The organism is Planosporangium thailandense (assembly GCF_011947195.1).
Taxonomy (GTDB): Bacteria; Actinomycetota; Actinomycetes; order Mycobacteriales; family Micromonosporaceae; genus Planosporangium; species Planosporangium thailandense.
The window spans coordinates 16,583-42,246 of record NZ_JAATVY010000025.1; the positions used below are offsets into that span (position 1 = coordinate 16,583).

Here is a 25,664-nt window from a genome sequence, read left to right on the forward strand (position 1 = left end):
TCGATGCCGAACCGGAGCGCCGAAGGCGCCGGCCGCACCGTCCTCGTGACGGGCGCGGCCGGCGGCCTCGGCCGCAGCTTCGCCCTGGGCTTCGCCGACCGCGGGTACCGCGTCGCCGTCGCCGACGTCGACACGGCCGGGGTCGCCGAGACCGCCCGGCTCGTCGAACAGCAGGGGGCAACTGCCTGGCACGGCCGGCTGGACGTGACCTCGCCGGAGTCGGTCACCGAGGTCTCGGCGGGCGTCGCCGCGTTCGGGGACGGCCGAATCGACGTCGTCGTCAACAACGCCGCCATCTACGCCGGCCTCCACCGCGCGCCACTGGAGGAACTTGACCCGGCGGAGTGGGACCGGGTGATGGCGGTCAACCTCAAGGGCCCCTGGCTGGTCGTACGCGCCTGCAGCCCGTACCTGGGCGAGGGGGCGCGGGTGATCAACCTGTCGTCGGCCACCGTGTACAGCGGGTCGGAGAACTGGCTGCACTACGTCGCGTCGAAGGGCGGGGTCATCGCCCTCACCCGCGTCATGGCGAAGGAGTTGGGACGCCGTTCCATCACGGTCAACGCCATCGCGCCCGGGTTCACGCTCACCGAGGCCAGCTACGGCCTCATGGAAAACGCCGAGCAGTACGGGGTCGACCGCGGCGCGCTGCGCCGACCCAGCCGGCCGGAAGACATCGTCGGGGCCGCGCTGTTCCTCGCCGGCCCGGACAGCGCCTACATGACGGGCCAGACGCTCGTCGTCGACGGCGGCCGGCAGTTCATCTGAGCAAGGAGATAACGGACATGCCCAAGGTCACCTTCACCGACCACGCCGGGGAGACCCGCGCCATCGACGCCAACCCCGGCGACTCGGTCATGGAGACCGCGGTGCGCAACGGCGTTCCGGGAATCGTGGCCGAATGCGGGGGGTCGCTGTCCTGCGCCACCTGCCACGTGATCGTCGACCCCGCCGACTTCGCCTCGCTGCCGCCGATGGAGGAGATGGAGGACGAGATGCTCTACGGCACGGCCGTCGAGCGGCGGGAGACCTCCCGGCTGAGCTGCCAGATCAGGATCACCGAGGACCTGGATCTGCACGTGACCACGCCAGAGACGCAGGTCTGAGCATGTCGCGCGACGGACTGCTGATCGTCGGCGCCTCCCAGGCGGGGGTGCAGCTGGCCGTGTCGCTGCGGGCGCTCGGCCACGACGGGCCGATCACGCTGGTGGGGGAGGAGAACCATCGCCCGTACCAGCGGCCGGCGCTGTCGAAGGAGTTCCTCCAGGGCCTGATCAGCAAGGAGTCCCTGATCTTCCGGAGTGAAGCGTACTGGGCCGAACACCGGATCAGAGTCGTGAAGAACGAGCGCATCGTCCAGATCGGAAAGTCCGACGACGGCTCGGGTACGGCGTACGCGGAGTCGGGCGCGGCGTTCGACTTCGAGCGGCTGGCGCTCACCGTCGGCGCCCGTGCCCGGCGGCTGGAGATCCCCGGGGCCGACCTGGCCGGTGTCCTCTACCTGCGCAACGCCGACGACGCCCTGGAGCTCAAGGCGCGCGCTCCCGAAGCCGGCGACGTGGTGGTCATCGGCGGCGGATTCATCGGTCTCGAGGCGGCGGCCAGCCTGACCAAGATGGGCAAGCGGGTGACCGTGCTGGAGGCCGGCCCCCGGCTGGTCGGCCGCGCGGTCGGGCCGGAGATGTCGGAGTACCTGCGGGCGTACCACGCGGAGCGGGGGATCGAGATCGTCCTGGACGCGCAGGTGACGCGGCTCGTGCCCGCCGACTCCGGCGCTGCCGTCGGTGGCGTGCAACTGGCCGACGGGCGGGTCGTTCCGGCCGACATCGTGCTCATCGGCATCGGGGTCGTCCCGAACACCGAGCTGGCGTCAACCCTCGGCCTGGAGTGCGACGACGGGATCCGGGTCGACCGGTACGCGCTGACGTCCGACGGCGTCACCATCGCCGTCGGCGACTGCGCCAACCTGCCCAACCCCGTGCCCGGCGCGCCGCCCGGCGACCGGATCCGCTTCGAGAGCGTCAACAACGCCGTCGAGCAGGCCAAGGTGGCCGCCTACGCGATCACCGGCCGCAAGGAGGAGTACGCCGGCATCCCCTGGTTCTGGTCGAATCAGGGAGCCCTCAAGCTGCAGATCGCCGGTCTGTCGCGCGGCTACGACCGGACCGTGGTCCGCCGCGACGACACCCGCGGGAAGTTCTCGGTGCTGTACTACCGGGGCGACCGGATCCTCGCCGCGGACTGTGTCAATGCCCCCCTCGATTTCATGGCTGTCAAGGCCGCGCTCGCCGACGGGTCGGTCATTCCGTACGAGCAGGCGGCCGACCCCACGGTGCCACTGAAGAAGATCACGGTCGCGGCGGATGCGCCCCGGGAGACAAGGAACGAGCTGACATGAGAACGGAACTGCCTCCGACGCCGGTCGTCACCTCGCGTCCGGTCGACACGTCGCCGATCTCGCTCACCCCGCCGGCCGGGGCCGACCTCGACCCGATCTGGGCGGCCGTGGTCCCCGAGACGCGCACCCGCAGCAACGACATCCACCTGCCGATCTCCCTGGCCTACGCCGAGCGGCTCTGTGCCGCCTACCCGGACGCGGATCGCCTGGTGGTCCGGGTGGCGATTCTGCTGCACGACACCGGCTGGGGCCGGGTGGACGAGGACCGCATCCTGAGCGAGGGCTTCAGCGGGGACTGGCGCAAGGCCGCCATCCGGTACGAGCACGAGAAGCAGGGCTGCGTCATCGCCCGGGAGGTTCTCCCACCGCTGGGCTACGCCCCGGAGTTCGTCGACGCGGTGGTCGACATCATCGACGGCCACGACACCCGCAAGGAGGCCAGGACCCTGGAGGACGCCCTGGTCCGCGACGCCGACCGGCTGTGGCGGTTCGACCACGCGGGCATCGCGCTGGCGTCCGGCTGGTTCAAGATGGATCCCGCCACCTACTGCGACCGGCTCGCCAGCGAGATCGTGCCCGAGCTGCTCACCGAGGCGGCGATCGCCATCGCCCACGCTGAGCTCCGGCGGTCGCAGGACCTGCTCAAGACGGCCGTCCTGCGATGACCGCCGCACAGCTCGACCGCCGGGGCGCGCTGGCGCTGCCGTACACGCACGTAACCGACCTCTACATCGACGGCGCCTGGCGCGCGTCGGCGAGCGCGGCGCGTCTCGACGTCGTCGATCCGGCCACGGAAGAGGTGTGGGGATCGGTACCGGACGCCAGCCCGGTCGATGTCGACGCGGCCCTGGCCGCTGCCGACCGGGCCTTCCACGAGGGCCCGTGGCCCCGCCTGACGCCGTCCGAGCGCGCCGGGTACCTGCTGCGGATCGCCGACGAGATCGAGCGCCGCGCCGAGGTGATGGCGGAGACCAACACGCGGGAGAACGGCTCGCCGATCGCCGAGACCAGGGGAGCCGCCGCGAACGCCGCCGGCATCCTGCGGTACTTCGCCGGCCTGTCCGCGTACCTCGAGGCCGAAGACGTCCGGGCGTTCCCGGCCGGCGGGGCGGAGTCGCTGGTGCGGCGCGACCCCGTCGGGGTCAGCGTCCTGATCGCGCCGTGGAACTTTCCGATCAACCTCGTGGTCGTGAAGCTCGCGCCCGCCCTGCTGGCCGGCTGCCCCGTGGTGATCAAACCGGCCGAGTCCACGCCGCTGTCCGTCCGCTTCGTCATCGAGGCGGTCGAGGCGGCCGGGGTTCCGGCGGGGGTGGTCAACGTCGTGACCGGGGCGGGGACCGTGGGGGAGGCCCTGGTCCGGCATCCGTTGACCGCGAAGGTCGCGTTCACCGGGTCGACCGCGGTGGGCCGGCGGATCGCCGCCGCCTGCGGCGAGCTGCTGCGGCCGGTCACCCTGGAGCTCGGCGGCAAGTCGTCGGCGATCGTGCTGCCGGACGCGGTTCTGGAGCAGGTGTCGGGCGTACTCATCCGCTCCTGCCTGCGTAACACCGGGCAGACCTGCTACATCTCGACCCGGATCCTCGCGCCCGCCGAGCGCTACGACGAGGTCGTGGACATGGTGACCCGGACGGTGGCGGCCGGGAAGCTCGGGGATCCCTTCGACTCCGACACCGTCTTCGGTCCGCTGGCCACGCGCGAGCAGTACGAGACCGTGCTCGGGTTCCTGGCTTCCGCCCGGGAGGAAGGGGCCCGGGTCACCACCGGAGGGCGGCCGGCGCAGGTCGACCGCGGCTGGTTCGTCGAGCCCACCGTGCTCGCCGACGTCACCCCGGACATGCGGGTGGCGCGGGAAGAGATCTTCGGCCCGGTCGTCACGGTGCTCCGGTACGACACGGTCGACGAGGCCGTGCAGATCGCCAACGGCACCGGGTACGGGCTGGGCGGCATCGTGTTCTCGTCGGACCCTGACGCGGCGTTGGCGGTGGCCGAGCGGATGGACACCGGATCGGTCGGCATCAACTTCTTCGCCTCCAACCACAGCGCCCCGTTCGGCGGTCGGCACGACTCCGGGCTCGGCGTGGAGTACGGGATCGAGGGGCTGTCGGCGTACCTGGCCTACAAGTCCATCCACCGCCGGCGGTGAACCGGACCGGCCCGGGCCGGGATCTCCCGTTTGATGCAGTCCCGGAAATCGGCCACCAGGTCGGACCGGTCGTCGCGGCGCCAGACGGCGGCGAGTTCGACGGTGCGCGGGGTCCCGCGCAGGGGCCGGAGGGTGACGCCGGACCGGTTCAGGGTGGCCACCGACTCGGGGACGATGGCCAGCCCGATCCCGGCGGCGACCAGGCCGAGCACGGTCTGGATCAGCCAGACGCCCTGCTGGGCGACCTCGGGGGCGATCCCGGCTTCGGTGAACAGCTCGGTGATGCGGGCGTGCAGCCCGGGAACGTCGTGCTGCTCCGGCATGACGAACGGTTCGTGCCGGACGTCGCGCAGGTCGACCGGGCCGGTGTTGACGGCGGGATGATCGGTCGGCAGGGCGAGGAGCAGTCGCTCGGTGGACAGCCGGTACGAGGTGAGTTCCGGGTCGCTCACCGGCAGGTAGAGCAGGGCGACGTCGAGCTGCCGATCGTGCAGGGCGCGGACCAGCGCGTCCGGCCCCATCTCGCGCAGCACCAGCTCGACGCCGGGGTGATCGGCCCGGAAGGACCGGATGAGGTGGGGCAGGTCGCCGTTGGCGGCCGACGGGACGAAACCGATCGACAGCACACCCCGCGCGCCGTCGCCGACCCGGCGGACCATGCGGACCGTCTGGTCGAGGTCGGCGAGCAGGCGTCGCGCTTCGGGCAGCAGCGCCTGCCCGGCGTCGGTGAGCCGGATCGCCCGGCGGGACCGGTCGAACAGGGCCACGCCCAGCTCGTTCTCCAGCAGGCCGATCTGATGGCTCAGGGGCGGCTGGGCCATGTGGAGCCGTTCCGCTGCCCGCGTGAAGCTGAGCTCCTCGGCAACGGCTACGAAGTACTTCAATCGCCGGTACTGCACGGGGCAAGTCTAGATGGAATCGGTATAGGTAGCTAGCAACCAGATCTTTGAAGTATCGGCCGGTCGGTAGCACAATCACGGCATGTCCCAGACGAATTCGGCGACCCGCGATCGATCGCTGGTACGCGGCGCCGCGGAGGCGGTCGCCCTCATCCGGCCGGGTGCCACGTTGATGGTGGGCGGGTTCGGGCTGGTCGGAGCGCCGCTCACGGTGATCGAGGCGCTCTGCGAGAGCCCGGACGCCCGCGACCTGACCGTGATCAGCAACAACCTGGGGGAGCCCGGCAGGGGCCTCGGCCGGCTGCTGCTCGAGGGCCGCGTGCGCAAGGCGATCGGGTCCTACTTCACCAGCAACCCGGACGTCGTCCGGGCCCACGCCGAGGGGCGGCTGGAGATCGACCTGCTGCCGCAGGGGACCCTGGCCGAGTCGATCCGCGCCGGGGGCGCCGGGATCGGCGGCTTCTACACCAAGACGGGCCTGGGCACCCTGCTGGGCGAGGGGTGCGAGGAGCGGGTGATCCGCGGCGAGCGGTACCTGTTCCGGGAGAGCCTGCACGCCGACGTCGCGCTCGTACGGGCGCGCGTCGCCGATGAGCTGGGAAACCTCGTCTACTCCAAGACCGCCCGCAACTTCAACCCCGACATGGCCACCGCGGCCGATCTCGTCATCGCGGAGGTCGACGAGATCGTCCCGGTCGGGGCCCTCGACCCGGAGGCGATCGTGACGCCGCACCTGTTCGTGGACCACCTCGTGCTGAGCACGACCGCGAGGGGAGCCGGGAAGTGAGCGACGTCCAGAACCGCATCGCCGCCCGCGTCGTTCCGCACATCCCGCCCGGCGCCGTGGTCAACCTGGGTATCGGCATCCCCACGCTGGTGGCCGACCACCTGCCCGACGCCGACGCCGTGTTCCTGCAGACCGAGAACGGCCTGCTCGGTGTCGGCCCGACGCCGGCGCCCGAGGACGTCGACCCCGACCTGGTGCACGCGGGCAAGCAGCCGGTCACCGCGCGGCCGGGCGCGTCGTACTTCGCCAGCTCCGCCTCGTTCGGGATGATCCGTGGCGGGCACGTCGGGATCGCCGTGCTGGGCGCGCTGCAGATCGACGCCCAGGGCCGGATCGCGAACTGGGCGCTGCCCGGCAAGCCGGTACTCGGTGTCGGCGGCGCGATGGACCTGCTCGTGGGCGCCAAGCGCGTGATCGTCGCCACCACACACACGGCCAAGGACGGGTCGGCCAAGATCGTCGCTGAGTGCACCTTCCCGCTGACCGCGCTGCGCCCCGTCGACGTCGTCGTCACCGAGGCGGCGACGTTCACCGTTGAGAACGGCGAACTCGTCCTCGTCGACCTGGCCGACGGCGTGACCCTCGACTGGGTGCGCGAGCACACCGCAGCCCCGTTCCGCACGGCCCTGCGAAACCCCGCCCGCCATGAGGAGAGCATCGACCATGCGTGACGCCGTCATCTGTGAACCGTTGCGGACCCCGGTCGGGGCCTTCGGCGGGTCGCTGCGGGACGTGCCGGCCCACGAGCTGGCGGCCACCGTGATCCGGGCCCTGCTGAGGCGCACCGGGCTGCCGCCGGAGGCGGTGGACGACGTCGTCCTCGGCCACTGCTACCCGACCATGGACGCGCCCGCGATCGGCCGGGTCGCCGCGCTCGACGCGGGCCTGCCGGTGAGCGTCACCGGAATCCAGATCGACCGGCGGTGCGGCTCCGGGCTGCAGGCCGTGCTGTACGCGGCCATGCAGGTGCAGACCGGCGCCTCGGACGTGGTGCTGGCCGGCGGGGCGGAGTCGATGTCGAACGCGCCGTTCTACTCGACCTCGATGCGCTGGGGCGCCAAGGCCGGGCCGGGCGTGATGCTGCACGACGCGCTGGCGCGCGGCCGGGTCACCGCAGGCGGCAAGAACCACCCGGTGCCCGGCGGCATGTTGGAGACCGCGGAGAACCTGCGCCGGGAGTACGCCATCAGCCGTGCCGACCAGGACGAGTACGCGGTGCGCAGCCATCAGCGGGCGGCCGCGGCCGCCGCGGCGGGCCGGTTCGCCCACGAGATCGTCCCGGTGACGGTGAAGGGCCGCAAGGGCGACACGGTCGTCGACCGCGACGAGCACATCCGCCCCGACTCCACGGTGGACAAGCTCGCCACGCTGCGCCCGATCCTCGGCCGCGACGACCCGGCGGCGACCGTGACGGCCGGCAACGCGTCCGGTCAGAACGACGGCGCCGCGATCTGCGTGGTGACCCACCCGGCCCGGGCCGCCGAGCTCGGGCTGCGACCGCTGGCCCGGCTGGTCTCCGCAGGGCTCGGCGGGGTGCCGCCGGCGACGATGGGCATCGGCCCGGTACCGGCGACCGCGAAGGCGCTCGCCGCCGCGGAGCTGACGCTCGCCGACATCGACCTCATCGAGCTCAACGAGGCGTTCGCCGCGCAGGTACTGGCCTGCACCACGGAGTGGAAGTTCACCCGGGCCGACTTCGACCGGCTCAACGTCAACGGGTCGGGCATCTCGCTCGGACACCCGGTCGGCGCGACCGGCGGTCGGATTCTGGCCACCCTGACCCGGGAGATGGCCCGCCGCGACGCCCGGTACGGGCTGGAGACGATGTGCATCGGCGGCGGACAGGGGCTGGCCGCGATCTTTGAGCGGGTCTGACGCGCGGGCAAGATCCGCGCAAGAAGTGAGATATTGCAGCCATACGCGCCGTTGAGGCAACAAAGAGTGACTCTCTGCGCGGATCTACGGCAGCCGCAACGGTGTCCGCCCTGAGATCGCGCGCAGATCGGCTTCGATGTGGGACGCGGTCCGGCGCAGGGCAGGCAGGAGAGTGGCGCAGGTGTGCTCGACGGTGCCGCGCCCGGTGTGGGTGGAGAGGTTCACCGCAGCCACCACCCGGCCGCTGACGTCGCGCACCGGTACGGCGATCGAGCGCAGCCCCTCGTCCAGCTCCTCCTCGACCAGCGCGTACCCGCGCTCGGCCGTCTCCCGCAGGATCCGCGCCAGCGCCTCCGGGTCGGTGACGGTGCGTCGCGTCAACGGCCGCAGGTCGGCGCCGCGCAGCCGGGCCGCGCGTTCCCGCTCGTCCAGCCCGGCCAGGAGCACCCGCCCCATCGACGTCGCGTAGGCGGGGAAGCGGGTGCCGGTGGTGATGTCGACGCTCATGATCCGGTAGGTGGGGACCCGGGCCACGTAGCGGATGTCGTCGCCGTCCAGGACGGTCGCCGACGCGGACTCGTGGATCTCCGCTACCAGGAGCTCCAGGTGGGGTTGGACGATCTGGGCGAAGCTGAGGCCCGACAGGTGGGCGTAGCCGAGTTCGAGGACCCGGGGCAGCAGCCGGAACAGCCGCCCGTCGGACTCCACGTAGCCGAGCTGCTGGAGGCTGAGCAGGGATCGCCGCGCGGTGGCGCGCGGAAGTCCGGTGGTGGCTGCCACCTCGGACAGGGTGCGCCCGCCCGCGGCCAGGCCGAGCGAGGTCAGCGTGGCCAGCCCCCGCGCCAGCGACTGCAGGAAGTCCGCTCCCAGCTCCTGCTTCGCGATCAGTGAGGTATCGGTGGCGGCAGCGGGGTGGGGCGGGGCGCCCCGGTGTCGGACGGCGTCGGCCAGGGCCCGCTCCATGGCGGCGGCCTCCTCGCGCAGCCTGGGCAGCACGGCGGCGGCGAGTGACGCCACGGTGTGCCGGCTGGTGTGGCTGACCACGCTGACCGCGCACACCGTTCGCCCCGATGGGTCCGTCACCGGGACCGCCACGGCGATCAGGCCCGGCTCGACGAGCTGGTCGTCGGCGGCCCAGCCGCGCTCGGCGGCTTCGGCGGTGCGTCGGGCGAAGTCCGACTCGACGAGGTACGGGTCGCTGTCGGCCGGGCGGGCGGGGACCGCGGGGAAGGTGGCGTCGCGGGGGTCGGCGGCCCGGCGCCGCCGCCAGGCCTCCCACTGCTGGCTGGTCCATCCGCGGGCGAACAGCGCACCCGGCGCGCAACGCTCCGCGGGTAGCAGGTCGCCGATGCGGAAAGCCAGTGACATGGTCCGCCGGCGGGAGATCCTCGTGACGAAACGGACGCCGCCCCCGTCGGGTACCGCGATCGAGACCGATTCGTCGAACTCGCCGGCGAGCCGCTCGGCACGCGGTCCGAGGGCGTCGGGGATACCGCAGCCGGCCAGGTACGCGTTACCCAGTTCCAGCAGTCGGGGCGTGAGCTCCACCTCGCGGCCCGTCGCCCGGAGGTAGCCCAGCCGGACGAGCGTGCCGACGACCCGGTCGACCGTGGCCCGCGCGAGGCCGGTCAGGTGTACCAGGTCGCTGGGGCGAAGCCGGTGTTCGCCGGGGGCGGACATGGCCCGCAGCACGGCCAGGCCGCGTTCGAGCGGCCCGACCACCGGCTCGTCGGGGGAGCCGGCCGGAGTCTCGGCCGGGACGCTCGCGTCGATGCCGGTCATTGGAGTGCTCCCTGGTCTGGCTGCGCACCGTGGAACCGCGGGTGACCCCGGGGGAAATTCCGCCGGTGGGATTGTTGACACCCGCCCGGTGGCGGGCGGAAACTCGTGACGCAAATTATGAACTAAAGTTCACTTTGCGAACAAGACTGAAAATCGCGAACAAGACTGAAAATCGCGAACGAGACCTGCAAGCCCGCGAACGAGACCTGCAAGCCCGCGAACAAGACCTGCAACCCGCGAACAAGGGCGATGTCGGCCAGGGCCCCCCGGCACCCGAACTGCTGACGGGCACCGTGCGCCGCACCGGCTCCGTACCCCCCACACCGGCCGCCTGAGCCTGCATGGAGACCCACATGACCACATCTATCGAGCGGGTGTCCGCGGCGCCGCTCGGCCAGGCCGACATCGACCGCGAGATGGCCGAGCTGCGGCGCACCGCCGACGCGGCAGGCAACGGAGCGCCCGCCCCGCTCCACCCGTCCCGTGACTACCCTCCGTACCGCAGCAGCGTGCTGCGCCACCCCAAACAGCCCCTCGTCGTGGTCCGCGACCCCGAGGCGGTTGAGCTGACCGGGCCGGTCTTCGGCGTCACCGACGTCACCGACCTCGACTCCGACCTCACCCGGCAGCACGTCGGCGAGCCGCTCGGCGAGCGGATCACCGTGACCGGCCGGGTCCTCGACCGCCAGGGCCGGCCGGTGCGCGGCCAGCTCGTCGAGATCTGGCAGGCGAACGCGTCCGGCCGGTACGCCCACCAGCGCGACCAGCACCCGGCACCCCTCGACCCCAACTTCACCGGTGTCGGCCGCTGCCTGACCGACGACGAGGGTCGTTACCACTTCACGACGATCAAGCCGGGCCCGTACCCGTGGCGCAACCACCTCAACGCCTGGCGGCCGGCCCACATCCACTTCTCGCTGTTCGGCACGGCGTTCACCCAGCGGCTCGTCACCCAGATGTACTTCCCCGGCGATCCGCTGTTCTCGTTCGACCCGATCTACCAGTCCATCACCGACGAGCGGGCGCGGGAGCGCCTCATCGCCACCTACGACCACGACCAGTCCAGCCCCGAGTGGTCGCTGGGCTACCGCTGGGACATCGTCCTCGACGGCCCGGCGGCGACCTGGATCGAGGAGGGCCGGTCATGACAGCTCCCACCCCGTCCCAGACCGTCGGCCCGTTCTACGGGTACGCGCTTCCGTTCCCCGGGGGCGGCGACGTCGCCCCGGCCGGGCACCCCGACACCATCACCGTCCACGGGTACGTCTACGACGGCGCCGGGCAGCCGATCCCTGACTCCCTGCTGGAGTTCTGGCAGGCCGGCCCGGACGGTTCGACGGCCGGCGCGCCCGGCTCGCTGCGCCGGGACCCCGTGACCGGCGCGGTCCTCGGCCGCAACGGCGTCGACTTCACCGGGTTCGGCCGGGTGCCCACCGACGCCGACGGGCACTACGCGCTGCGTACGCTGCCGCCCGGCACCCCCGGCTACCTGTCGGTGTGCGTCTTCGCCCGTGGCCTGCTGCACCACCTGTTCACCAGGATCTACCTGCCGGAGAGCGCCGAGGACCAGCTACTCGCGTCGCTGGAGCCCCGGCGCCGCGCCACCCTTATCGCGCGGCCCGAGCGCGACCGGGTGTACCGCTTCGACATCCGCGTGCAGGGCGGACCCGAGGAAGAGACGGTCTTCCTTGACTTCGGCTGAGCTCTCCGGCGCCGACCTCGGCCTGCTGTCCCCGGTACGCGCCGGGTCGGCGGCTGAGGTGGCCACCGGCGACGCCGCGTTCCTGCAGGCCATGCTGGACGCCGAGGCGGCGCTCACCCGGGCGCAGGCGGCGCTCGGGCTCGCCCCGGCGTCGGCGGCCACCGCGGTCGGCGCGGCAGCGGCCGCCGACCGGTACGACCTGCGGGGTATCGCGGCGCGCGCCCGCTCCGGCGGCAATCCGGTCATCCCGCTCGTCGCCGACCTCACCGCCGCTGTCGCCGAGCGCGACCCGGACGCCGCCGGGTACGTGCACCGCGGCGCGACCAGCCAGGACATCCTCGACACCGCGGCGATGCTGGTCGCCCGGCGCACCCTGGCCCCGATGCTGGGCGACCTCGACCGCACGGCAGCCGCGCTCGCCCGGCTCGCCGCGGAGCACCGGGACACCCCGATGCCCGGCCGTACCCTCACCCAGCACGCGGTGCCCACCACGTTCGGGCTCAAGGCCGCCGGCTGGCGCAGCCTGGTGCTGGACGCCCGTGACCGGCTGCACGCAGTACGGGAGTCGTTGCCGGCGCAGCTCGGCGGCGCGGCGGGAACGCTCGCCGCGTTCGGCGAGTCCGGCGCTGACGGCCTGTCGCTCCTTGCGCGGTTCGCCCGCGAGACCGGCCTCGCCGAGCCCGTTCTTCCGTGGCACACCCTGCGCACCCCCGTCGCCGACCTCGCGGCGGCCCTGGCGTTCACCGCGGGGGCGCTCGGCAAGCTCGCCGCCGACGTGCTGGTGCTGTCGCGTACCGAGATCGGCGAGGTTGCCGAGGGCAGCGGCGGCGGCTCGTCGGCGATGCCGCACAAGAGCAATCCGGTGCGCGCCACCCTCATCGCCGCCACGGCACGTCAGGTGCCGGCGCTGGCCGCCGTGCTGTTCGGCGCCGTCGCCGCCGAGGACGAGCGCCCGTCGGGCGCCTGGCACGCCGAGTGGCAGACCCTGCGCGAGGCGCTGCGGCTGACCGGTGGCGCCGCCCGGGACGCCGCCGAGCTGGCCGAAGGCCTGCGGGTACGCCCGGACCGGATGCGTGCCCACCTCGACCTCACCGGCGGGCTGATCGTGTCGGAGCGGCTGAGCGCGGCGCTTGTCGCGAAGGTCGGCCGGGCCAACGCCAAGGAGATCGTCGCCCGCGCCTCCCGGCGCGCCGTGGCCGGGGGGATCGGCCTCGATGCGGCCCTGGCCGACGAGCCCGCGCTCGCCGGCATGCTGGACCCCGACCGGCTGCGCGAACTGACCGATCCCACCGGCTACCTCGGCTCGGCCGTCGCGCTCACCGACCGGGCGCTGCGGCGCGAGCCCTCTGGAGAGACGACATGACCGCCCTTCTGCACCACCGCCTCGACGGCCCGGAAGGCGCGCCGCCGCTGATCCTCGGCCCGTCGCTGGGGACCTCCCTGGCGGTGTGGGAGCCGTCGCTGCCCGAGCTCGCCCGTACGCACCGGGTGCTGCGCTTCGACCTGCCCGGCCACGGCGGCTCGGCAGCCACCGGCACCACGACCGTCGAAGGCCTGGCCCGGCTCGTCCTCGACCTCACCGACCACTATGGATGGCAGCGGTTCGGGTACGCGGGCATCTCGCTGGGCGGCGCGATCGGCGCGTACCTCGCGCTGCACCACCCCGACCGGGTCGCGAACCTCGCGATGGTCTGTTCGTCCGCCCGATTCGGCGAACCGCAGGGGTGGCACGACCGGGCCGCCCTGGTGCGCGCCGAGGGCACGAAGGCCGTGGCCGACGCGACCCCCGGCCGCTGGTTCACCGCCTCCTTCGCCGAGTCCCCACGCGCGAAAGCGCTCGTCGGCGACCTTCTCGCCGCCGACGCTGCCGGGTACGCCGCCTGCTGCGACGCGCTCGCCGCCTACGACCTGCGCGCTGAGCTGCCCCGGATCGCCGTGCCCACCCTGGTGGTCGCCGGCCGCGAGGACCCGGCCACCCCACCCGCCCACGCCCGTGAGCTCGCCGACGGCATTCCCGGCGCGAGCCTGCTCGAGGTGGCCGGCGCCGCGCACCTGGCCGGGGTGGAGAAGCCCGAGGTCGTGACCGCGGCGCTGAGCCAGCACCTCGCCGCCTCGCCCGCGCCCAGCGCGGACCGGGCGCGGCACGCCGCCGGCATGGCCGTGCGCCGGGCCGTCCTCGGCGACGCCCACGTGGACCGGGCCACCGCCAACACGACCGCTTTCACCACGGACTTCCAGGACTTCATCACCCGGTACGCGTGGGGCGAGATCTGGACCCGCCCCGGCCTGGACCGCCGCACCCGGTCCTGCATCACCATGACCGCGCTGGTCGCCCACGGCCACCTGGACGAGCTGGCCATGCACGTACGAGCCGCCCTACGCAACGGACTGACGCCGCAGGAGATCGCCGAGGTCCTGCTGCAGGTCGGCGTGTACTGCGGCGTACCGGCCGCGAACGCCGCCTTCGGCGTCGCCCAGCGCACCCTCCGCGATGAGGGAATCGAGCCGGGCTTCCCTGCCACGAAACACCCCTCCGGGAGGAACTGATGCGTACCACCGTCGGCATCGTCGGCGGCGGCCCGGCAGGGCTGCTGCTCGCCCGACTGCTCCACCAGGCCGGGATCGACTGCGTGCTCCTGGAGTGCCGCGACCGCGCCTACGTCGAGCAGCGTCAGCGTGCCGGCATCCTCGAGCAGGGCACCATCGACGTGCTGCGGGCCTGCGGCGCGGGCGACCGCATGGACCGCGAGGGGCTCGTCCACGACGGCATCGAGCTCCACTTCGACGGCCGGCGCCACCGCATCGACTTCCCGGCCCTGACCGGCGGTCGCAGCGTGATGGTGTACGCCCAGACCGAGGTCGTGAAGGACCTCATCGCCCTGCAGTTGGCCGACGGCGCGCCACTGCTGTTCGAGGCCCAGGTCACCGCCGTCGAGGGGGCCGACACCGACAGCCCGGTCATCCGCTTCACCCACGAGGGCCGCGAGCAGACCCTGCGGTGCGACTATGTGGTCGGCTGCGACGGCTTCCACGGCGTCGCCCGGCACGCCATCCCCGACGGCGCGCGGCGGACCTTCGAGCGGACCTACCCGTACTCGTGGCTGGGCATCCTCGCCGACGTGGCACCGTCCAACGACGAGCTGATCTACGCGCACTCCGAACGCGGCTTCGCCCTGCTGAGCATGCGCTCACCCGTCGTGAGCCGGCTGTACCTGCAGGTCCCCAACGACACCGACCCGCACGCCTGGTCCGACGAGCGGATCTGGGACGAGCTCGACGCCCGGTTCGCCCTCCGCGACGGCGGCTGGAAGCTGCAGCGCGGCCCGATCACCAGCAAGTCCGTCACCCCGATGCGCAGCTTCGTCGCCGAACCGATGCGGTACGGGCGGGTCTTCCTCGCCGGCGACGCCGCCCACATCGTGCCGCCCACCGGCGCCAAGGGGCTCAACCTGGCCGTCGCCGACGTCGTCGTGCTCGCCCGGGCCTTCGCCCACCTGCACACCGCCGGCTCCACCTCGCTGCTCGACGCCTACTCCGACACCTGCCTGCGGCGGGTGTGGCGGGCCGAGCACTTCTCGTACTTCATGACCACCACGCTGCACCCCGACCCGGCACAGTCCCCGTTCGACACCCGTCTGCAGATCGCGCAGCTGGATCGCATCGCCACGTCCACCGCCGCCGCGACCGAGCTGGCGGAGAACTACACCGGTCTGCCGATCGGCTGAGGGCCCGCCGGGTGGCGGTCAGCGCGGAGCGCGGCGGTCTGCGGCGGCGTACGAAACCGCGGCGGTGAGCGCCGAGACGGCCAGCACGGAGGGCCAGGCGCCGATGCGCTTCGCCAGCGGGTGCGACAGGCCGAAGGCCCCGACGTAGGTCGCGACCAGCGCTGCGGTCACGGCCGGGCTCGTCCGCCGGGCCCACTCCCGTCCCGCCAGCACACCGCCCGCCGCAAGGACCGCGCCGCCGAGGGACCGGTTACCGGTCCGGCGGGCGAGCTGCCAGCCGCCGATGAGGGAGCCTGCGGTGACCGCCGAGGTGGGGAGGCGCATGACACGACCGTACACCGCTGGTGGATCGCCCGCGCCCGAAGCCGGTGCTGATCCGAGCTCACCGACTGACGGTCCGCGCTGACCGGGTTCGACCGCTCTTCGGCGCTGGGGTGTCCGCCAGGGCGGCCAGTACCTCGTCGTGTGCCTGGTCTATGTGGGCTGCCATCGCCGCGGCTGCCTCGTCCGGGTCATGCCGGGAGATGGCGTTGATGATGGTGGAGTGTCCGCGGATGGAGGATTCGTGGAACACGCGGAACTCGCGTAGGTCCAACCACGAGAAGGCGGCGGCGCGCGCGTCTTCGACCGACTGGCGAAGCATCATGTTGCCGCTCATCGCGGCCACCGTGAGGTGGAACTCCGAGTCGGCCCGCCGGAAACTGTCCACATCGGAGCTTGCTGCCAGCGACTCCTGGCACGACAGAAGCTGCGCGATCTGATCCTCGGAGCCGCGCTGCGCCGCGAGTCTGGCGGCCATGGTCTCCACCGCCATGCGGTACTCGAACACCTCGCCGACCTCGGCCTTGTACTCCTCGCCGAGCTTGTCCAGGCTCGTGGCTCCCGCGGCGACCACGGAACCGCTGCTGCCACGCCTGGTGACCAGCAGCCCTTCTCCCTGTAGGACCCTGAGCGCTTCCCGGACGGTCACCCGGGACACCTCGAGCCGGTCGGCCAGCGTGCGCTCGGAGGGTAGCCGCTCTCCGGGCAGGACAACGCCCAGGGCAATGGCTCGGCGTAGCCGGTCGACGACGGCCGCGTAGGCGGGCGGCGTATGGAGCGGCGCAAGGAGGATGTCTTCGCTCGTCATGGCTCTTGCATCGTACCGCACATGGTCCTACTGTCTGCTGGTATGCAAATCAGACCAAGGGCCGCCAGGCCGGTCATCGGTATCGGTGGTGTCCTCACAACCGCGACGTGGGGTTTCTGGACCCAGCCGGCGGTCCTGGTCGCCGAGACCTACCTCAGCGCGGTGCGGGTGGCGGGAGGTTCGCCGGTGATCCTGCCGCCGGCTGACGCAGCCGATCCGGCCGATCTCCTCGCCGCCGTGGATGGGGTGCTGCTGGCCGGCGGCAACGACGTGTGCGCGGATCTGTACGGGCAGACGGCCGGCGTCCGCATGGAGGAAGTGACCCGCGAGCGGGACCTGTTCGAGCTGGCGATCGCACGCTACGCGTTCGAGCACGACGTTCCGGTGCTGGGCATCTGCCGCGGCCTGCAGATCCTCAATGTGGCCGCCGGTGGGACGCTGCACCAGCACCTCCTCGACGCGGGGTTTGCCGAGCACCGCCCGGCGCCCGGCCGCCTTGACGAGGCAGCCAACCACGGGCTGCGGGTCGCGCCCGACAGCCTGTTGGGGCGCTGCGGGATGGCCGAGCGGTGCCAGGTCAATTCCCACCACCACCAAGGAGTGGACACAGTGGGCGTCGGTGGGCGGGTCGTGGCCTGCTCGGTACCCGACGGGGCGGTGGAGGCTGTCGAGTGGCCGGCCCAGCGGTTCGCCCTCGGAGTGCAGTGGCATGCCGAGAGTCCCGCAATGCCTGGCATCTTCGATGGGTTCGTACGCGCGGCCGCCGAGCGGTTGTCGGCTTCAGCGGCCTGTGAACCGAGCATGGCCCGGGGGGCGGCGTGATCCACGAGGCCATGGAGTCCGCGTTCGTGTCCACCACCCCATGACGTCCCCAGCAATGTCTACCGGCAGGCAGGAAACAGTCCTATGACAATCTCCCCGTTCGCCAACCACCTTCCCGTCAAGATCCAGTTCGGGGAAGGAACCGCCCTGCAGCTGCCGAAGCTGCTTCAAGATATCGGCGCGGACCGGGTAGTGGTGCTGTTGGATGAGGGGATCGAGCAGTACAACCCGGCCGTGGCGCAGGTACTTGACGCGCTGCGGGCCTCGGCGCTGACGGTGACACGGGTGAGCAAACCGGCGGGGGAGCCGACCATCGCGATGATCGACGCGGCGACCGCCCGCATCCGTGAGGCCGCAGCCGACGCGGTGGTCGCGCTCGGCGGCGGCTCGGTGATCGACACCGCGAAGGCCGCTCGGCTGTGTGTCCAGCTCGGCTGTACCTTCGGAGAATTCCTGGCCTCGGCGCTGACCTATCCAGCGCCGGACATCCCACTCATCGCCGTACCGACCACGGCGGGGACCGGCTCGGAGGTCTCTGGCGGCTCTGTTGTCTCCGACCCCGAAACCGGCCGCAAGGCGGGCATCGCCAACCCCCACCTTCGCCCACAGCATGCCGTGATCGATCCGCAGCTGACCTGGAGCATGCCCCCGTCGATGACGGCCAACACCGGCATCGACGCCCTCGCGCAGGCGATAGCGGCGGTGGTCGCCAAGGTACGAACGCCGATCGGGGATGCCATCGCCCTGGAGGCGGTTCGGTTGATGGGCGATTCGCTCCTTGCCGCGTACCTGGACGGCGGCGACCGGGTCGCCCGGTCGAGGATGGCGTGCGGAAGCATGATGGCCGGCCTGGCCATGAACATCTCCGACTGCACCGCGGAACACTCCCTCGGCCAGGCGATCGGAGGACTGACCGGCGCCGCGCACGGGCTGACCGTCGGGCTGGTGCTGGCTGAAACGCTCGAGCGAGAGCGGCAGTTCGTCCCGGATCGGCTCGAACGGGTAGCGGACGCGCTGGGTGTGCCGCCCGACGGCACCCACGACGGGTCGCGCGCCGTGGCGGGCATCCGCAACCTGCTGGCCAACCTGGGCTTTCCGGTCCTCAGCGGCCTCGGCATCACCGAGACCGATCTGGACCGACTCACCGACCTCGCCCTGGCTGACTACTTCCTGACCATGTCACCGCATCCGTGGAGCAGGCAGGAGGTGCGCGGCGCGTTCGCGTCCGCCCTCGCGCTGCAGTCACGGCAGCCCGCTGTGGTAGCCGGATAAAGGAGCCGGGATGACCTTCACACAATCGTCCACGCCCGCCGACCGGATCGACGTCGTCATCGTCGGCGCCGGCTTCTCCGGCCTGTACATGTTGCACCGGCTGCGCGGCTTGGGCATGACGGCACGGGTGATCGAGCGGGCCCACGGCGTCGGCGGCACCTGGTACTGGAACCGGTATCCCGGCGCGCGCTGCGACATCGAGAGCCTCGACTACTGCTACTCCTTCGATGAGGACCTGGTCCAGGAGTGGCGCTGGAGCGAGCGGTACGCGACCCAACCGGAGATCCTGCGGTACCTCGAGCACGTCGCCGACCGGTTCGACCTGCGCCGGGACATCACGTTCGGCACCAGCGTGGTCGCCGCGGACTGGGACGAGTCCCGCAACGTCTGGATGCTGCGTTGCGACACCGGCGAGACGGTCACCGCCACCTACTGCGTGATGGCCACCGGATGCCTGTCCACGACCAAGAAGCCGGACTTCCCGGGACTGTCGACCTTCCGCGGGCAGTGGTACCACACCGGTCAGTGGCCGCACGAGCCGGTGGACTTCTCCGGCAAGACCGTCGCGGTGGTGGGCACCGGCTCCTCGGCGATCCAGGCCATCCCGCAGATCGCCAAGCAGGCCGAGCGGCTGTACGTGCTGCAACGCACCCCCAACTACAGCATGCCGGCACAGAACCGGTTGCTGTCGGCCGACGAGGTCCGGGAGGCTCTGCGCGACTTCCGGGAGCGTCGGCGGCTCTGCGAGGAGTCCGAGGCCGGCACCCCGCTCGCACCGCCGACCCTGGCCACGTACGAGGTGCCGCCCGAGCAGCGGAGCGCCCGCTACGAGGAAGGCTGGCGACGCGGCGGGATCAGCTCGCTGTCCTTCGCCTTCACGGACTTCTTCACCGACGAGGAGGCGAACCGGCAGGCCCAGGACTTCGCGCGGGCGAAGATACGCCAGATCGTGCGGGATCCGAAGGTGGCCGAGCTGCTCTGCCCGAGGCATCACATCGGTACCAAGCGCACCTGTACCGACATCGGCTACTTCGAGACCTACAACCGCGACAACGTCGAGCTCGTCGACGTCCGTGACAATCCGATTCAGGAGATCACGCCGACCGGGATCCGGCTTTCCGTCCGGACCATCGACGTGGACGTCATCGTCTTCGCGATCGGCTTCGACGCCATGACCGGAGCCCTCACCGAGATAGCGATCCGGGGGGTCGACGGACAAGCGCTGCAGGACAAGTGGACGCACGGGCCACTCACCCTGCTCGGGCTGCAGACCGCCGGCTTTCCGAACCTGTTCATGATCACAGGGCCCGGCAGCCCCTCGGTACTGAGCAACATGGTGGTCTCCATCGAACAGCACGTCGACTGGGTGGCGGACTGCCTGGCCTACCTGCGCGACCGGGGCGTCGACCGGATCGAGGCCACCGTGGAAGCGGAGGAGCGGTGGATGCGTCACGTCGCCGAGCTGGCCGCCGGAACCCTCTACCCCCGGGCCAACTCCTGGTACGTGGGGGCCAACATCCCCGGCAAGCCGCGCGTCTTCATGCCGTATGTGGCGGGCTGTGGCCAGTACCGCCGGGAGTGTGAAGAGATCGTCAACTCCGGATACACGGGCTTCGTTCTCGGCGAGACTGCGGAGTTGCACAACGAGGAGGTCAACGCATGACCAACGTGGGCACTGATGTGATGGCGTTCCTCGAGCAGCACGCCGTCGACACCGTCGTGCTGGGAGGCTGCGACACGCACGGCGTCATGCGCGGTAAGCGCCTGCCCGTGGCGGAGCTGCCGAGGGTACTGGAGCACGGACTCGCCCTCTGTGACGTCTTCTGGGTGATGCATGTCGACGAGTCCGACCTGGTGCCGCGGCCCGAGGGGCACGTCGGGTACTTTCCCACGGAGCGGCTCGGCTACCCCGACATCTTTGCCACCGTTGACCCGAGCACCGTGCGGATCGTCCCGTGGCACAAGGGCACCGCCCTGATGCTGTGCGACTGGGAGCTTCCCCACGGCGCCGGACCGGTTCCCATCGCTCCCCGGACCGTCCTGCGCCGGGTCGTGGAGCGGGCGCGAGAGATGGGCTACGAACCGCTCAGCGCGCTGGAACTGGAGTTCTACCTCCTGCGCGAGCCCACCGGCACCACGCACCACAAGCGGGCGGCCGAGCTGGTCCCGCTGCAGGACCAGCCGAGCACCTACGGGGTGGTCCTGGGATCGCAGCAGGAGAACATCGCCTCGCTCATCAGGTCGATGATGCTCCAGTACGGTCTCCCCATCGAGGCGTGCAACCCCGAGACCGGCCCCGGTCAGTTCGAGATCAACCTCCGGTACGCCTCCAGTCTGCAGGCCGCCGACAACGCCTTTCTGTTCAAGTCCGCGGTCAAGGAGGTCGCCGCACAACAGGGCCTGCTCGCCACGTTCATGGCCAAGCCGAACTCCGCCTGGGCGGGCAACAGCTGCCACATCCACGCCAGTCTGCGCGACAGCCAGGACAACGGGGTGTTCTACGACGAGGCGGCGCCGCGCCAGATCTCGGACACCTTGCGCTACTTCGTCGGCGGCGTGCTGGCGACGATGCGCGAGTTCACGGCGTTGATGGCGCCGACCCCGAACTCCTACCGCCGCTACGTCCCGTACTCGTGGGCCGGCACGACCGCTACGTGGGGCATCGACAACAGGTCCGCCGGTCTTCGGGTCATCTGCGAGGGGGACAAGGGGACCCGGGTCGAGCACCGCCAGCCCGGCGGCGACGCCAACCCGTACATCGCCACGGCGGCAGTGCTGGCCGGCGGTCTCTACGGAATCGCGGAGCAGATCGAGCCCGCGGACCTCACCGACACGGACGTGTACGGTCTGCCCGCCGGCCAGGTGCCGGCCCTTCCGGACAACCTCGGCGCGGCGGTCGAGCTGCTGGCCGCCAGCACGACCGCGCGCAAATGGCTCGGTGACGACTTCGTCGACCACTACGTGGCCATGAAACGAGCGGAGCTGCGGGCGCAGGCCACCGCCGTTACCGACTGGGAGGTCAGCCGCTACCTCGAGTCCATGTGAAATCGCCGCGCGACCCCAGGAGTTCCACCCGCCGGCACCACGAGTGAACGCCTCGTCGGTGCCGGCAGCTAGCCGGTCTCTGCCACGCCCCGAGCCGGCCTACACCCACGCGAAGACCGTGACGTCCTTGGAGCAGCGTTGTAGAGGAGCAGGTGTACATGCAAGAGCCCACCGAACGTCAAACCCACGGGGAGCTGAGGGCCTCACCGCACGGTGAAATCACCCCTGCCCAGGTCGAAGAGGAAGCCACCCTGCGCCGGGCGGCGATCGACTGGAAGCAAGTCGCGATCCTATCGGTGGCCGGCTGTGGACCAGCCTCGGTCATCGCCTTGAACCTGCAGTTCATGGGACAGTTCGCCGGCACAGCGCTCGTCCTGGCCTTCGTGCTGGTCTGGCCCGGGATCCTGCTGCTGGTCAACACCTTCGCGGAGTTCTCGAAGCGGTTGCCGACCTCCGGTGGCCTCTACACCTGGAACTCACGCGCCTGGGGCGTCAACGTGGGCTTCGTCTACGGATGGACCTTCATCGGCGCCTACCTGGTCTTCTCCGCAGCCGGGTTCGCGGTCTTCGGAGGCTGGGTCGAAGAGTGGTTGAAGGCGCAGTTCCATGTCCATGCCCCCTGGTGGATCTTCACCTTCCTGGCGCTCGCCTACGTCTGCACCCTTGCCTACCTGGGCATCACGCAGTCTCTGCACGCCGCGCTGACCCTGCTCGGATTCGAGATGGTCGTGCTGACCGCGCTGGCCGTGTGGATCTTCATCGACGGGCCCAAGACCGGGCCGAGCTTCGGGCTCCTGCCGTTCCACGTGTCGTCTGCCGGGACCCTCGGCTGGGGCGGGATCGGGTTGGCCATGACCTACGCCGTGCTCTCCCACGTGGGTATCGAGGAAGGCGCCACCCTCGGCCTCGAGGTGAAGGATCCCAAACGAGGAATCCCGCGTGGCTTGTGGGTCGCGGCCATCGTGGTCCCGGTCTTCTACGTGGTGATCTCCTACGCGATGGTCTACGGCTACGGTGCGGACAAGATGAAACAGTTCGGCGTCGACCCCGCGCCCCTGCAGACCATCGCGCAGTCCTACTGGGGCCAGTTCGGACTGTTCATCGTCGTTCTCGCCACGGTCAGCAGCATCCTGGCCTTCAGCCAGACCGCGTTCATCGCCGGTGCCCGGGTGCTTTACACGCTGGGTCGCGAGCAGGTGCTGCCCTCCGTTCTCGGCCGGGTCTCCGCGCGCCAGACCCCGGGGGTGGCCATCGCGGTCATGGGTGTGCTCTCCATGGCGCTCGGCGTGCCCCTCGCGTTTCTCACCGGGCCGTTCAACGTCTGGGGCTACTTCGGGTTTCTCATCTCGATCGCGTTCCTGGTGTCCTACACCTTCACCAACCTCGGCCTGATCCGGTACACCCGTGCGATCGGGGAGTTCCACTGGTTCCGCCACGGTGTCCTGGGCCTGGTGGGGTCTGTGGTGTTCCTCTATCCGCTGTACAAAACGGTGTGGCCGCTGCAGAGCGGGATCTACGGAGCGCTGCCATTTGTCTACGTCGGCTGGATCGTCGTCGGTGTCGGCCTGATGCTCCACACCCGCAGCAGGCGGCCCGAGGTGATGGAGCGCATCGGCAGTTCCCTCGCGGAGGGGGACGACCCCACCGTAGAGTCAGCCACCTCCCACGCGGTGCCTGCGAGTACCCGGGAGCGACGGCGGAGCACAGAACTGGCCGAAGAGGCCTGACAGGTCCCCGAGCTCAGACGGTCGGTGACGGGCTCAACGGGGGTGTCGTTCCTCGACCGGGAACGACACCCCCGGCAGGGGAGTACCGGACGGGTTGGCGTGACGAGCCCAGATCCGCAGGTGTCGCGTCCCGCCCGCCATCTGAACAACGGCGCGCGCTTCGACGCGGAAGGACCGGAATGCCGTTACACACAGTAGCCCAGCAGGTGTTGGACGCCCTCGCCGCGTCGGGACGCCCGAACGCTCACCTGCTGCCGGTGGAGATCGCCCGGGCGAATTTCGAGGCCGACTACGCGGCACTCGCACGGGTTCCGGTCGCCGGGGTACGGAACCTCGTCATCCCCACGCGTGACGGCGGCACGATCCCCGCCCGCCTCTATCTTCCCCACGAGTCTGCCGGGCTTCCCCTCGTGGTCTACTTCCATGGCGGCGGATGGCTGCTCGGCAGCATCGACTCCCATGACGTGGTTACCCGGAAACTGGCCCGTGCCGCTGGGTGCGCGGTGCTCAGCGTCGGATACCGTCGCGGACCCGAAGCCAGGTTCCCCGCTGCGGTCCACGATGCCGTCGACGCGGTGCGGTGGTCGGTGAGCGCCGCCGACGAACTCGGGGTGGACGCATCCCGGCTCGCTGTCGCGGGCGACAGCGCGGGCGGAAACCTTGCCACGGTCGCCGCTGCGGTGCTGCGCGACGACGGCGATCATTCGATCACCTTTCAGCTTCTGGTCTATCCCGTAACCACGTGCGACCTCACCGTCGGCTTCGACATGGCCTACGAGGGTCACCTGCTGTACCGGGACGAGATGCAGTGGCACCAGGACAATTACCTCAGCCGGCCGGAGGACAGGTACGACCCGAGAGTCTCACCGCTCCTGGGCAACCTGGCCGGCCTGCCACCGACGGCCGTCGTCCTCGCCGAGTGCGACCCCATCCGGCCGCAAGGCGTGGCCTACGCGCAGGCGCTGCGCCGCGCGGGCGTCCCTGTCGTGGTGTATGAATCGGAAGCGCTCATGCACGGGTTCTTCGGGCTCGACGAGGTGTTCAGCGAGGCGGACCAGGCAATGATCTTTGCCGGCCAGCAGTTGTCGGCCGCGTTCGGCGCCGCGTAGGGAGGGGCGCGGCCGACCACGCCGCCATGGACCGCCTGGTAAGTGTCGCGCCGGTGGGTACCTGGCGTCTGGGGGCGGTCGGAGGCGTCTCGGCGCTGCACCGGCACGGACGCCGGTGCCGAGGAGCAAGCACGCCGGTGCCGAGAAGATCGCCTCTTGACCAGGGCGCAAACGTTTGCGTAGCGTCAGTGCAATCGTTCTCGACGGGACGGAGGCTGCCGAGTGCCCAGGGCCTGTTTAGTGGCGACCGGTGGCACGATCGCGAGTCGTGCCGGTGCGGGCGGGCGCGTTGCGAGCGCCCGAGGGCAAGACCTGTTGGCGCAGACGACCGTACCGCGAGGTATCACGGTGACGGTGCACGACGTGCCCGCACGCGGCAGCTTCGCCTGGTCACTCGCCGACCTGCGCGCGATCGTCCACCGCATCCGCGCGGCGCTCGACGACGAGGTGAGCGGCGTCGTGGTCACCCACGGGACGGACACCATGGAGGAGACGGTCTTCCTGGCCTCACTGCTGATCGACGACGACCGGCCGGTGGTTTTCACCGGTGCGCAGCGGCCGTTCGACGACCCTGCCCCGGACGGTCCGGCGAACCTGGCCGATGCGCTCGCCGTCGCCACCAGCGACCATGCCCGCGGTCGCGGGCCGCTGCTGTGCTTCGACGGTCACGCGTTCGCGGCCCGTGGCGTGCGTAAGGTCGAGACGTTGGGCTCACATGCGTTCGACGCGCCGGGGCGGGGGCCGGTCCTGCGGGTGGCGAACGGGTCGGTCCTGCCGCTCACCGCTCCGGGACGGCCTCCGGTGCTGCCGGCCGATCCCGGCGAGCTGGCGCGGGTGGATGTGATCAGCATGTACGTGGGGGCGGACGCCGCGCTGCTGCGAGCCGCGGCTGCCGCCGGCGCGCGGGGGATCGTCCTCGCCGCGTTCGGCGTCGGCAACGCCAACGACGAGGTCGTCGACGCGGTGCGCACCCTCACCGAGACCGGTGTGCCGGTCCTGGTCTGCTCGCGCGTGCCGTCGGGGCCGGTCTCCCCGCTCTACGGCGGGGGCGGTGGGGTCGACCTCGCGCGCGCCGGCGCCGTCTTCGCATCCGATCTCAGCCCCTGGCAGGCGCGGCTACTGCTGTCGGCAGCGCTCGCCGTCGCGCCGGAGGACCCGGTCCGGGTCGTCTCCGCGCACCTACCCGATTAACCGCTCCGCGGCCGTCTGCGCTGTGAATGACCGGGGTCGCGGACCGTGCCCGTGAAAT

General features: G+C 71.2%; 24 protein-coding genes. 20 read left to right on the plus strand and 4 right to left on the minus strand.

Translation table 11 applies throughout. The annotated features are described in order from the left end of the window. Positions 1-3: 3 nt before the first annotated feature. The 5 genes from HC031_RS25525 to HC031_RS25545 are packed head-to-tail and all read left to right on the plus strand — an operon-like array spanning position 4 to position 4,541. Positions 4-768 carry an SDR family NAD(P)-dependent oxidoreductase gene (locus HC031_RS25525; protein ID WP_167927961.1) on the plus strand — a complete coding sequence of 255 codons (765 nt, stop codon included), beginning with the start codon at positions 4-6 and terminating at the stop codon, positions 766-768. 17 nt (positions 769-785) lie between these two features. After that, complete coding sequence (locus HC031_RS25530) at positions 786-1,106, plus strand: 2Fe-2S iron-sulfur cluster-binding protein (RefSeq protein ID WP_167927962.1); 321 nt, start codon at positions 786-788, stop codon at positions 1,104-1,106. A 2-nt stretch (positions 1,107-1,108) separates the two neighbouring features. Beyond that, a complete protein-coding gene (locus HC031_RS25535; protein ID WP_167927963.1) occupies positions 1,109-2,398 on the plus strand; it encodes an NAD(P)/FAD-dependent oxidoreductase in 1,290 nt (429 codons plus the stop codon). After that, positions 2,395-3,063, plus strand: a complete 669-nt coding sequence (locus HC031_RS25540; protein WP_167927964.1) for an HD domain-containing protein — start codon at positions 2,395-2,397, stop codon at positions 3,061-3,063. Before HC031_RS25535 ends, HC031_RS25540 begins: the two co-directional genes overlap by 4 nt. Next, on the plus strand, positions 3,060-4,541 hold the full coding sequence (locus tag HC031_RS25545; protein ID WP_167927965.1) for an aldehyde dehydrogenase family protein: 1,482 nt from the start codon (positions 3,060-3,062) through the stop codon (positions 4,539-4,541). Before HC031_RS25540 ends, HC031_RS25545 begins: the two co-directional genes overlap by 4 nt. On the opposite strand, the gene HC031_RS25550 is transcribed toward HC031_RS25545, so the two are convergent. Further along, complete coding sequence (locus HC031_RS25550; RefSeq protein WP_167927966.1) at positions 4,514-5,440, minus strand: LysR substrate-binding domain-containing protein; 927 nt, start codon at positions 5,438-5,440, stop codon at positions 4,514-4,516. The genes HC031_RS25545 and HC031_RS25550 overlap by 28 nt on opposite strands. Before the next feature lie 82 nt (positions 5,441-5,522). Between HC031_RS25550 and HC031_RS25555 the strand changes: the two genes are divergently transcribed. Genes HC031_RS25555 through HC031_RS25565 form a run of 3 tightly spaced genes read left to right on the plus strand, consistent with a single transcriptional unit; the run spans position 5,523 to position 8,102 of the window. After that, a complete protein-coding gene (locus HC031_RS25555) occupies positions 5,523-6,227 on the plus strand; it encodes a CoA transferase subunit A (protein WP_167927967.1) in 705 nt (234 codons plus the stop codon). Beyond that, the gene (locus HC031_RS25560; protein ID WP_167927968.1) at positions 6,224-6,898 is read left to right on the plus strand and encodes a 3-oxoacid CoA-transferase subunit B; all 675 of its coding nucleotides are present in this window, start codon (positions 6,224-6,226) and stop codon (positions 6,896-6,898) included. Before HC031_RS25555 ends, HC031_RS25560 begins: the two co-directional genes overlap by 4 nt. Next, entirely contained in the window at positions 6,891-8,102 is a 1,212-nt protein-coding gene (locus HC031_RS25565; RefSeq protein ID WP_167927969.1) for an acetyl-CoA C-acetyltransferase, read from the plus strand. Before HC031_RS25560 ends, HC031_RS25565 begins: the two co-directional genes overlap by 8 nt. A gap of 84 nt (positions 8,103-8,186) precedes the next feature. On the opposite strand, the gene HC031_RS25570 is transcribed toward HC031_RS25565, so the two are convergent. Beyond that, the gene (locus HC031_RS25570) at positions 8,187-9,884 is read right to left on the minus strand and encodes an IclR family transcriptional regulator domain-containing protein (RefSeq protein ID WP_167928020.1); all 1,698 of its coding nucleotides are present in this window, start codon (positions 9,882-9,884) and stop codon (positions 8,187-8,189) included. 353 nt (positions 9,885-10,237) lie between these two features. Here HC031_RS25570 and pcaH point away from each other — a divergent pair, with 353 nt between their 5' ends. The 5 genes from pcaH to HC031_RS25595 are packed head-to-tail and all read left to right on the plus strand — an operon-like array spanning position 10,238 to position 15,311. Next, on the plus strand, positions 10,238-11,032 hold the full coding sequence (gene pcaH / locus HC031_RS25575) for a protocatechuate 3,4-dioxygenase subunit beta (protein ID WP_240942974.1): 795 nt from the start codon (positions 10,238-10,240) through the stop codon (positions 11,030-11,032). After that, the gene (gene pcaG / locus HC031_RS25580; RefSeq protein ID WP_167927970.1) at positions 11,029-11,586 is read left to right on the plus strand and encodes a protocatechuate 3,4-dioxygenase subunit alpha; all 558 of its coding nucleotides are present in this window, start codon (positions 11,029-11,031) and stop codon (positions 11,584-11,586) included. Before pcaH ends, pcaG begins: the two co-directional genes overlap by 4 nt. Beyond that, on the plus strand, positions 11,573-12,949 hold the full coding sequence (pcaB, locus tag HC031_RS25585) for a 3-carboxy-cis,cis-muconate cycloisomerase (protein WP_167927971.1): 1,377 nt from the start codon (positions 11,573-11,575) through the stop codon (positions 12,947-12,949). Before pcaG ends, pcaB begins: the two co-directional genes overlap by 14 nt. After that, positions 12,946-14,133, plus strand: a complete 1,188-nt coding sequence (gene pcaDC / locus HC031_RS34985) for a bifunctional 3-oxoadipate enol-lactonase/4-carboxymuconolactone decarboxylase PcaDC (protein WP_167927972.1) — start codon at positions 12,946-12,948, stop codon at positions 14,131-14,133. The genes pcaB and pcaDC overlap by 4 nt, the downstream gene beginning before the upstream one ends. Next, the gene (locus tag HC031_RS25595) at positions 14,133-15,311 is read left to right on the plus strand and encodes a 4-hydroxybenzoate 3-monooxygenase (protein ID WP_167927973.1); all 1,179 of its coding nucleotides are present in this window, start codon (positions 14,133-14,135) and stop codon (positions 15,309-15,311) included. The genes pcaDC and HC031_RS25595 overlap by 1 nt, the downstream gene beginning before the upstream one ends. An 18-nt stretch (positions 15,312-15,329) precedes the next feature. On the opposite strand, the gene HC031_RS25600 is transcribed toward HC031_RS25595, so the two are convergent. Together HC031_RS25600 and HC031_RS25605 are read right to left on the minus strand one after the other, a co-directional pair. After that, positions 15,330-15,635, minus strand: coding sequence for a hypothetical protein (locus tag HC031_RS25600; RefSeq protein ID WP_167927974.1), 306 nt, complete (start codon positions 15,633-15,635; stop codon positions 15,330-15,332). 58 nt (positions 15,636-15,693) lie between these two features. Then, a complete protein-coding gene (locus HC031_RS25605; protein ID WP_167927975.1) occupies positions 15,694-16,440 on the minus strand; it encodes a FadR/GntR family transcriptional regulator in 747 nt (248 codons plus the stop codon). A 42-nt stretch (positions 16,441-16,482) separates the two neighbouring features. Between HC031_RS25605 and HC031_RS25610 the strand changes: the two genes are divergently transcribed. The 7 genes from HC031_RS25610 to HC031_RS34555 all read left to right on the plus strand — a co-directional run bounded on the left by HC031_RS25610 (position 16,483) and on the right by HC031_RS34555 (position 25,606). Further along, a complete protein-coding gene (locus HC031_RS25610) occupies positions 16,483-17,262 on the plus strand; it encodes a gamma-glutamyl-gamma-aminobutyrate hydrolase family protein (protein ID WP_167927976.1) in 780 nt (259 codons plus the stop codon). 84 nt (positions 17,263-17,346) lie between these two features. Next, positions 17,347-18,534: an iron-containing alcohol dehydrogenase family protein gene (locus tag HC031_RS25615; RefSeq protein ID WP_167927977.1), complete on the plus strand. Its 1,188-nt coding sequence runs from the start codon at positions 17,347-17,349 to the stop codon at positions 18,532-18,534. A gap of 10 nt (positions 18,535-18,544) precedes the next feature. Then, positions 18,545-20,197, plus strand: coding sequence for a flavin-containing monooxygenase (locus tag HC031_RS25620; protein WP_167927978.1), 1,653 nt, complete (start codon positions 18,545-18,547; stop codon positions 20,195-20,197). Next, positions 20,194-21,579 (plus strand): glutamine synthetase family protein, encoded by a 1,386-nt coding sequence (locus HC031_RS25625; RefSeq protein WP_167927979.1) that lies wholly within the window; start codon positions 20,194-20,196, stop codon positions 21,577-21,579. Before HC031_RS25620 ends, HC031_RS25625 begins: the two co-directional genes overlap by 4 nt. 158 nt (positions 21,580-21,737) lie before the next feature. Then, on the plus strand, positions 21,738-23,306 hold the full coding sequence (locus HC031_RS25630) for an APC family permease (RefSeq protein WP_167927980.1): 1,569 nt from the start codon (positions 21,738-21,740) through the stop codon (positions 23,304-23,306). Positions 23,307-23,485: 179 nt separating this feature from the next. Beyond that, complete coding sequence (locus tag HC031_RS25635; protein WP_167927981.1) at positions 23,486-24,415, plus strand: alpha/beta hydrolase; 930 nt, start codon at positions 23,486-23,488, stop codon at positions 24,413-24,415. 240 nt (positions 24,416-24,655) lie between these two features. Next, the gene (locus HC031_RS34555) at positions 24,656-25,606 is read left to right on the plus strand and encodes an asparaginase (protein ID WP_338090831.1); all 951 of its coding nucleotides are present in this window, start codon (positions 24,656-24,658) and stop codon (positions 25,604-25,606) included. The last annotated feature ends 58 nt before the right edge of the window (positions 25,607-25,664 follow it).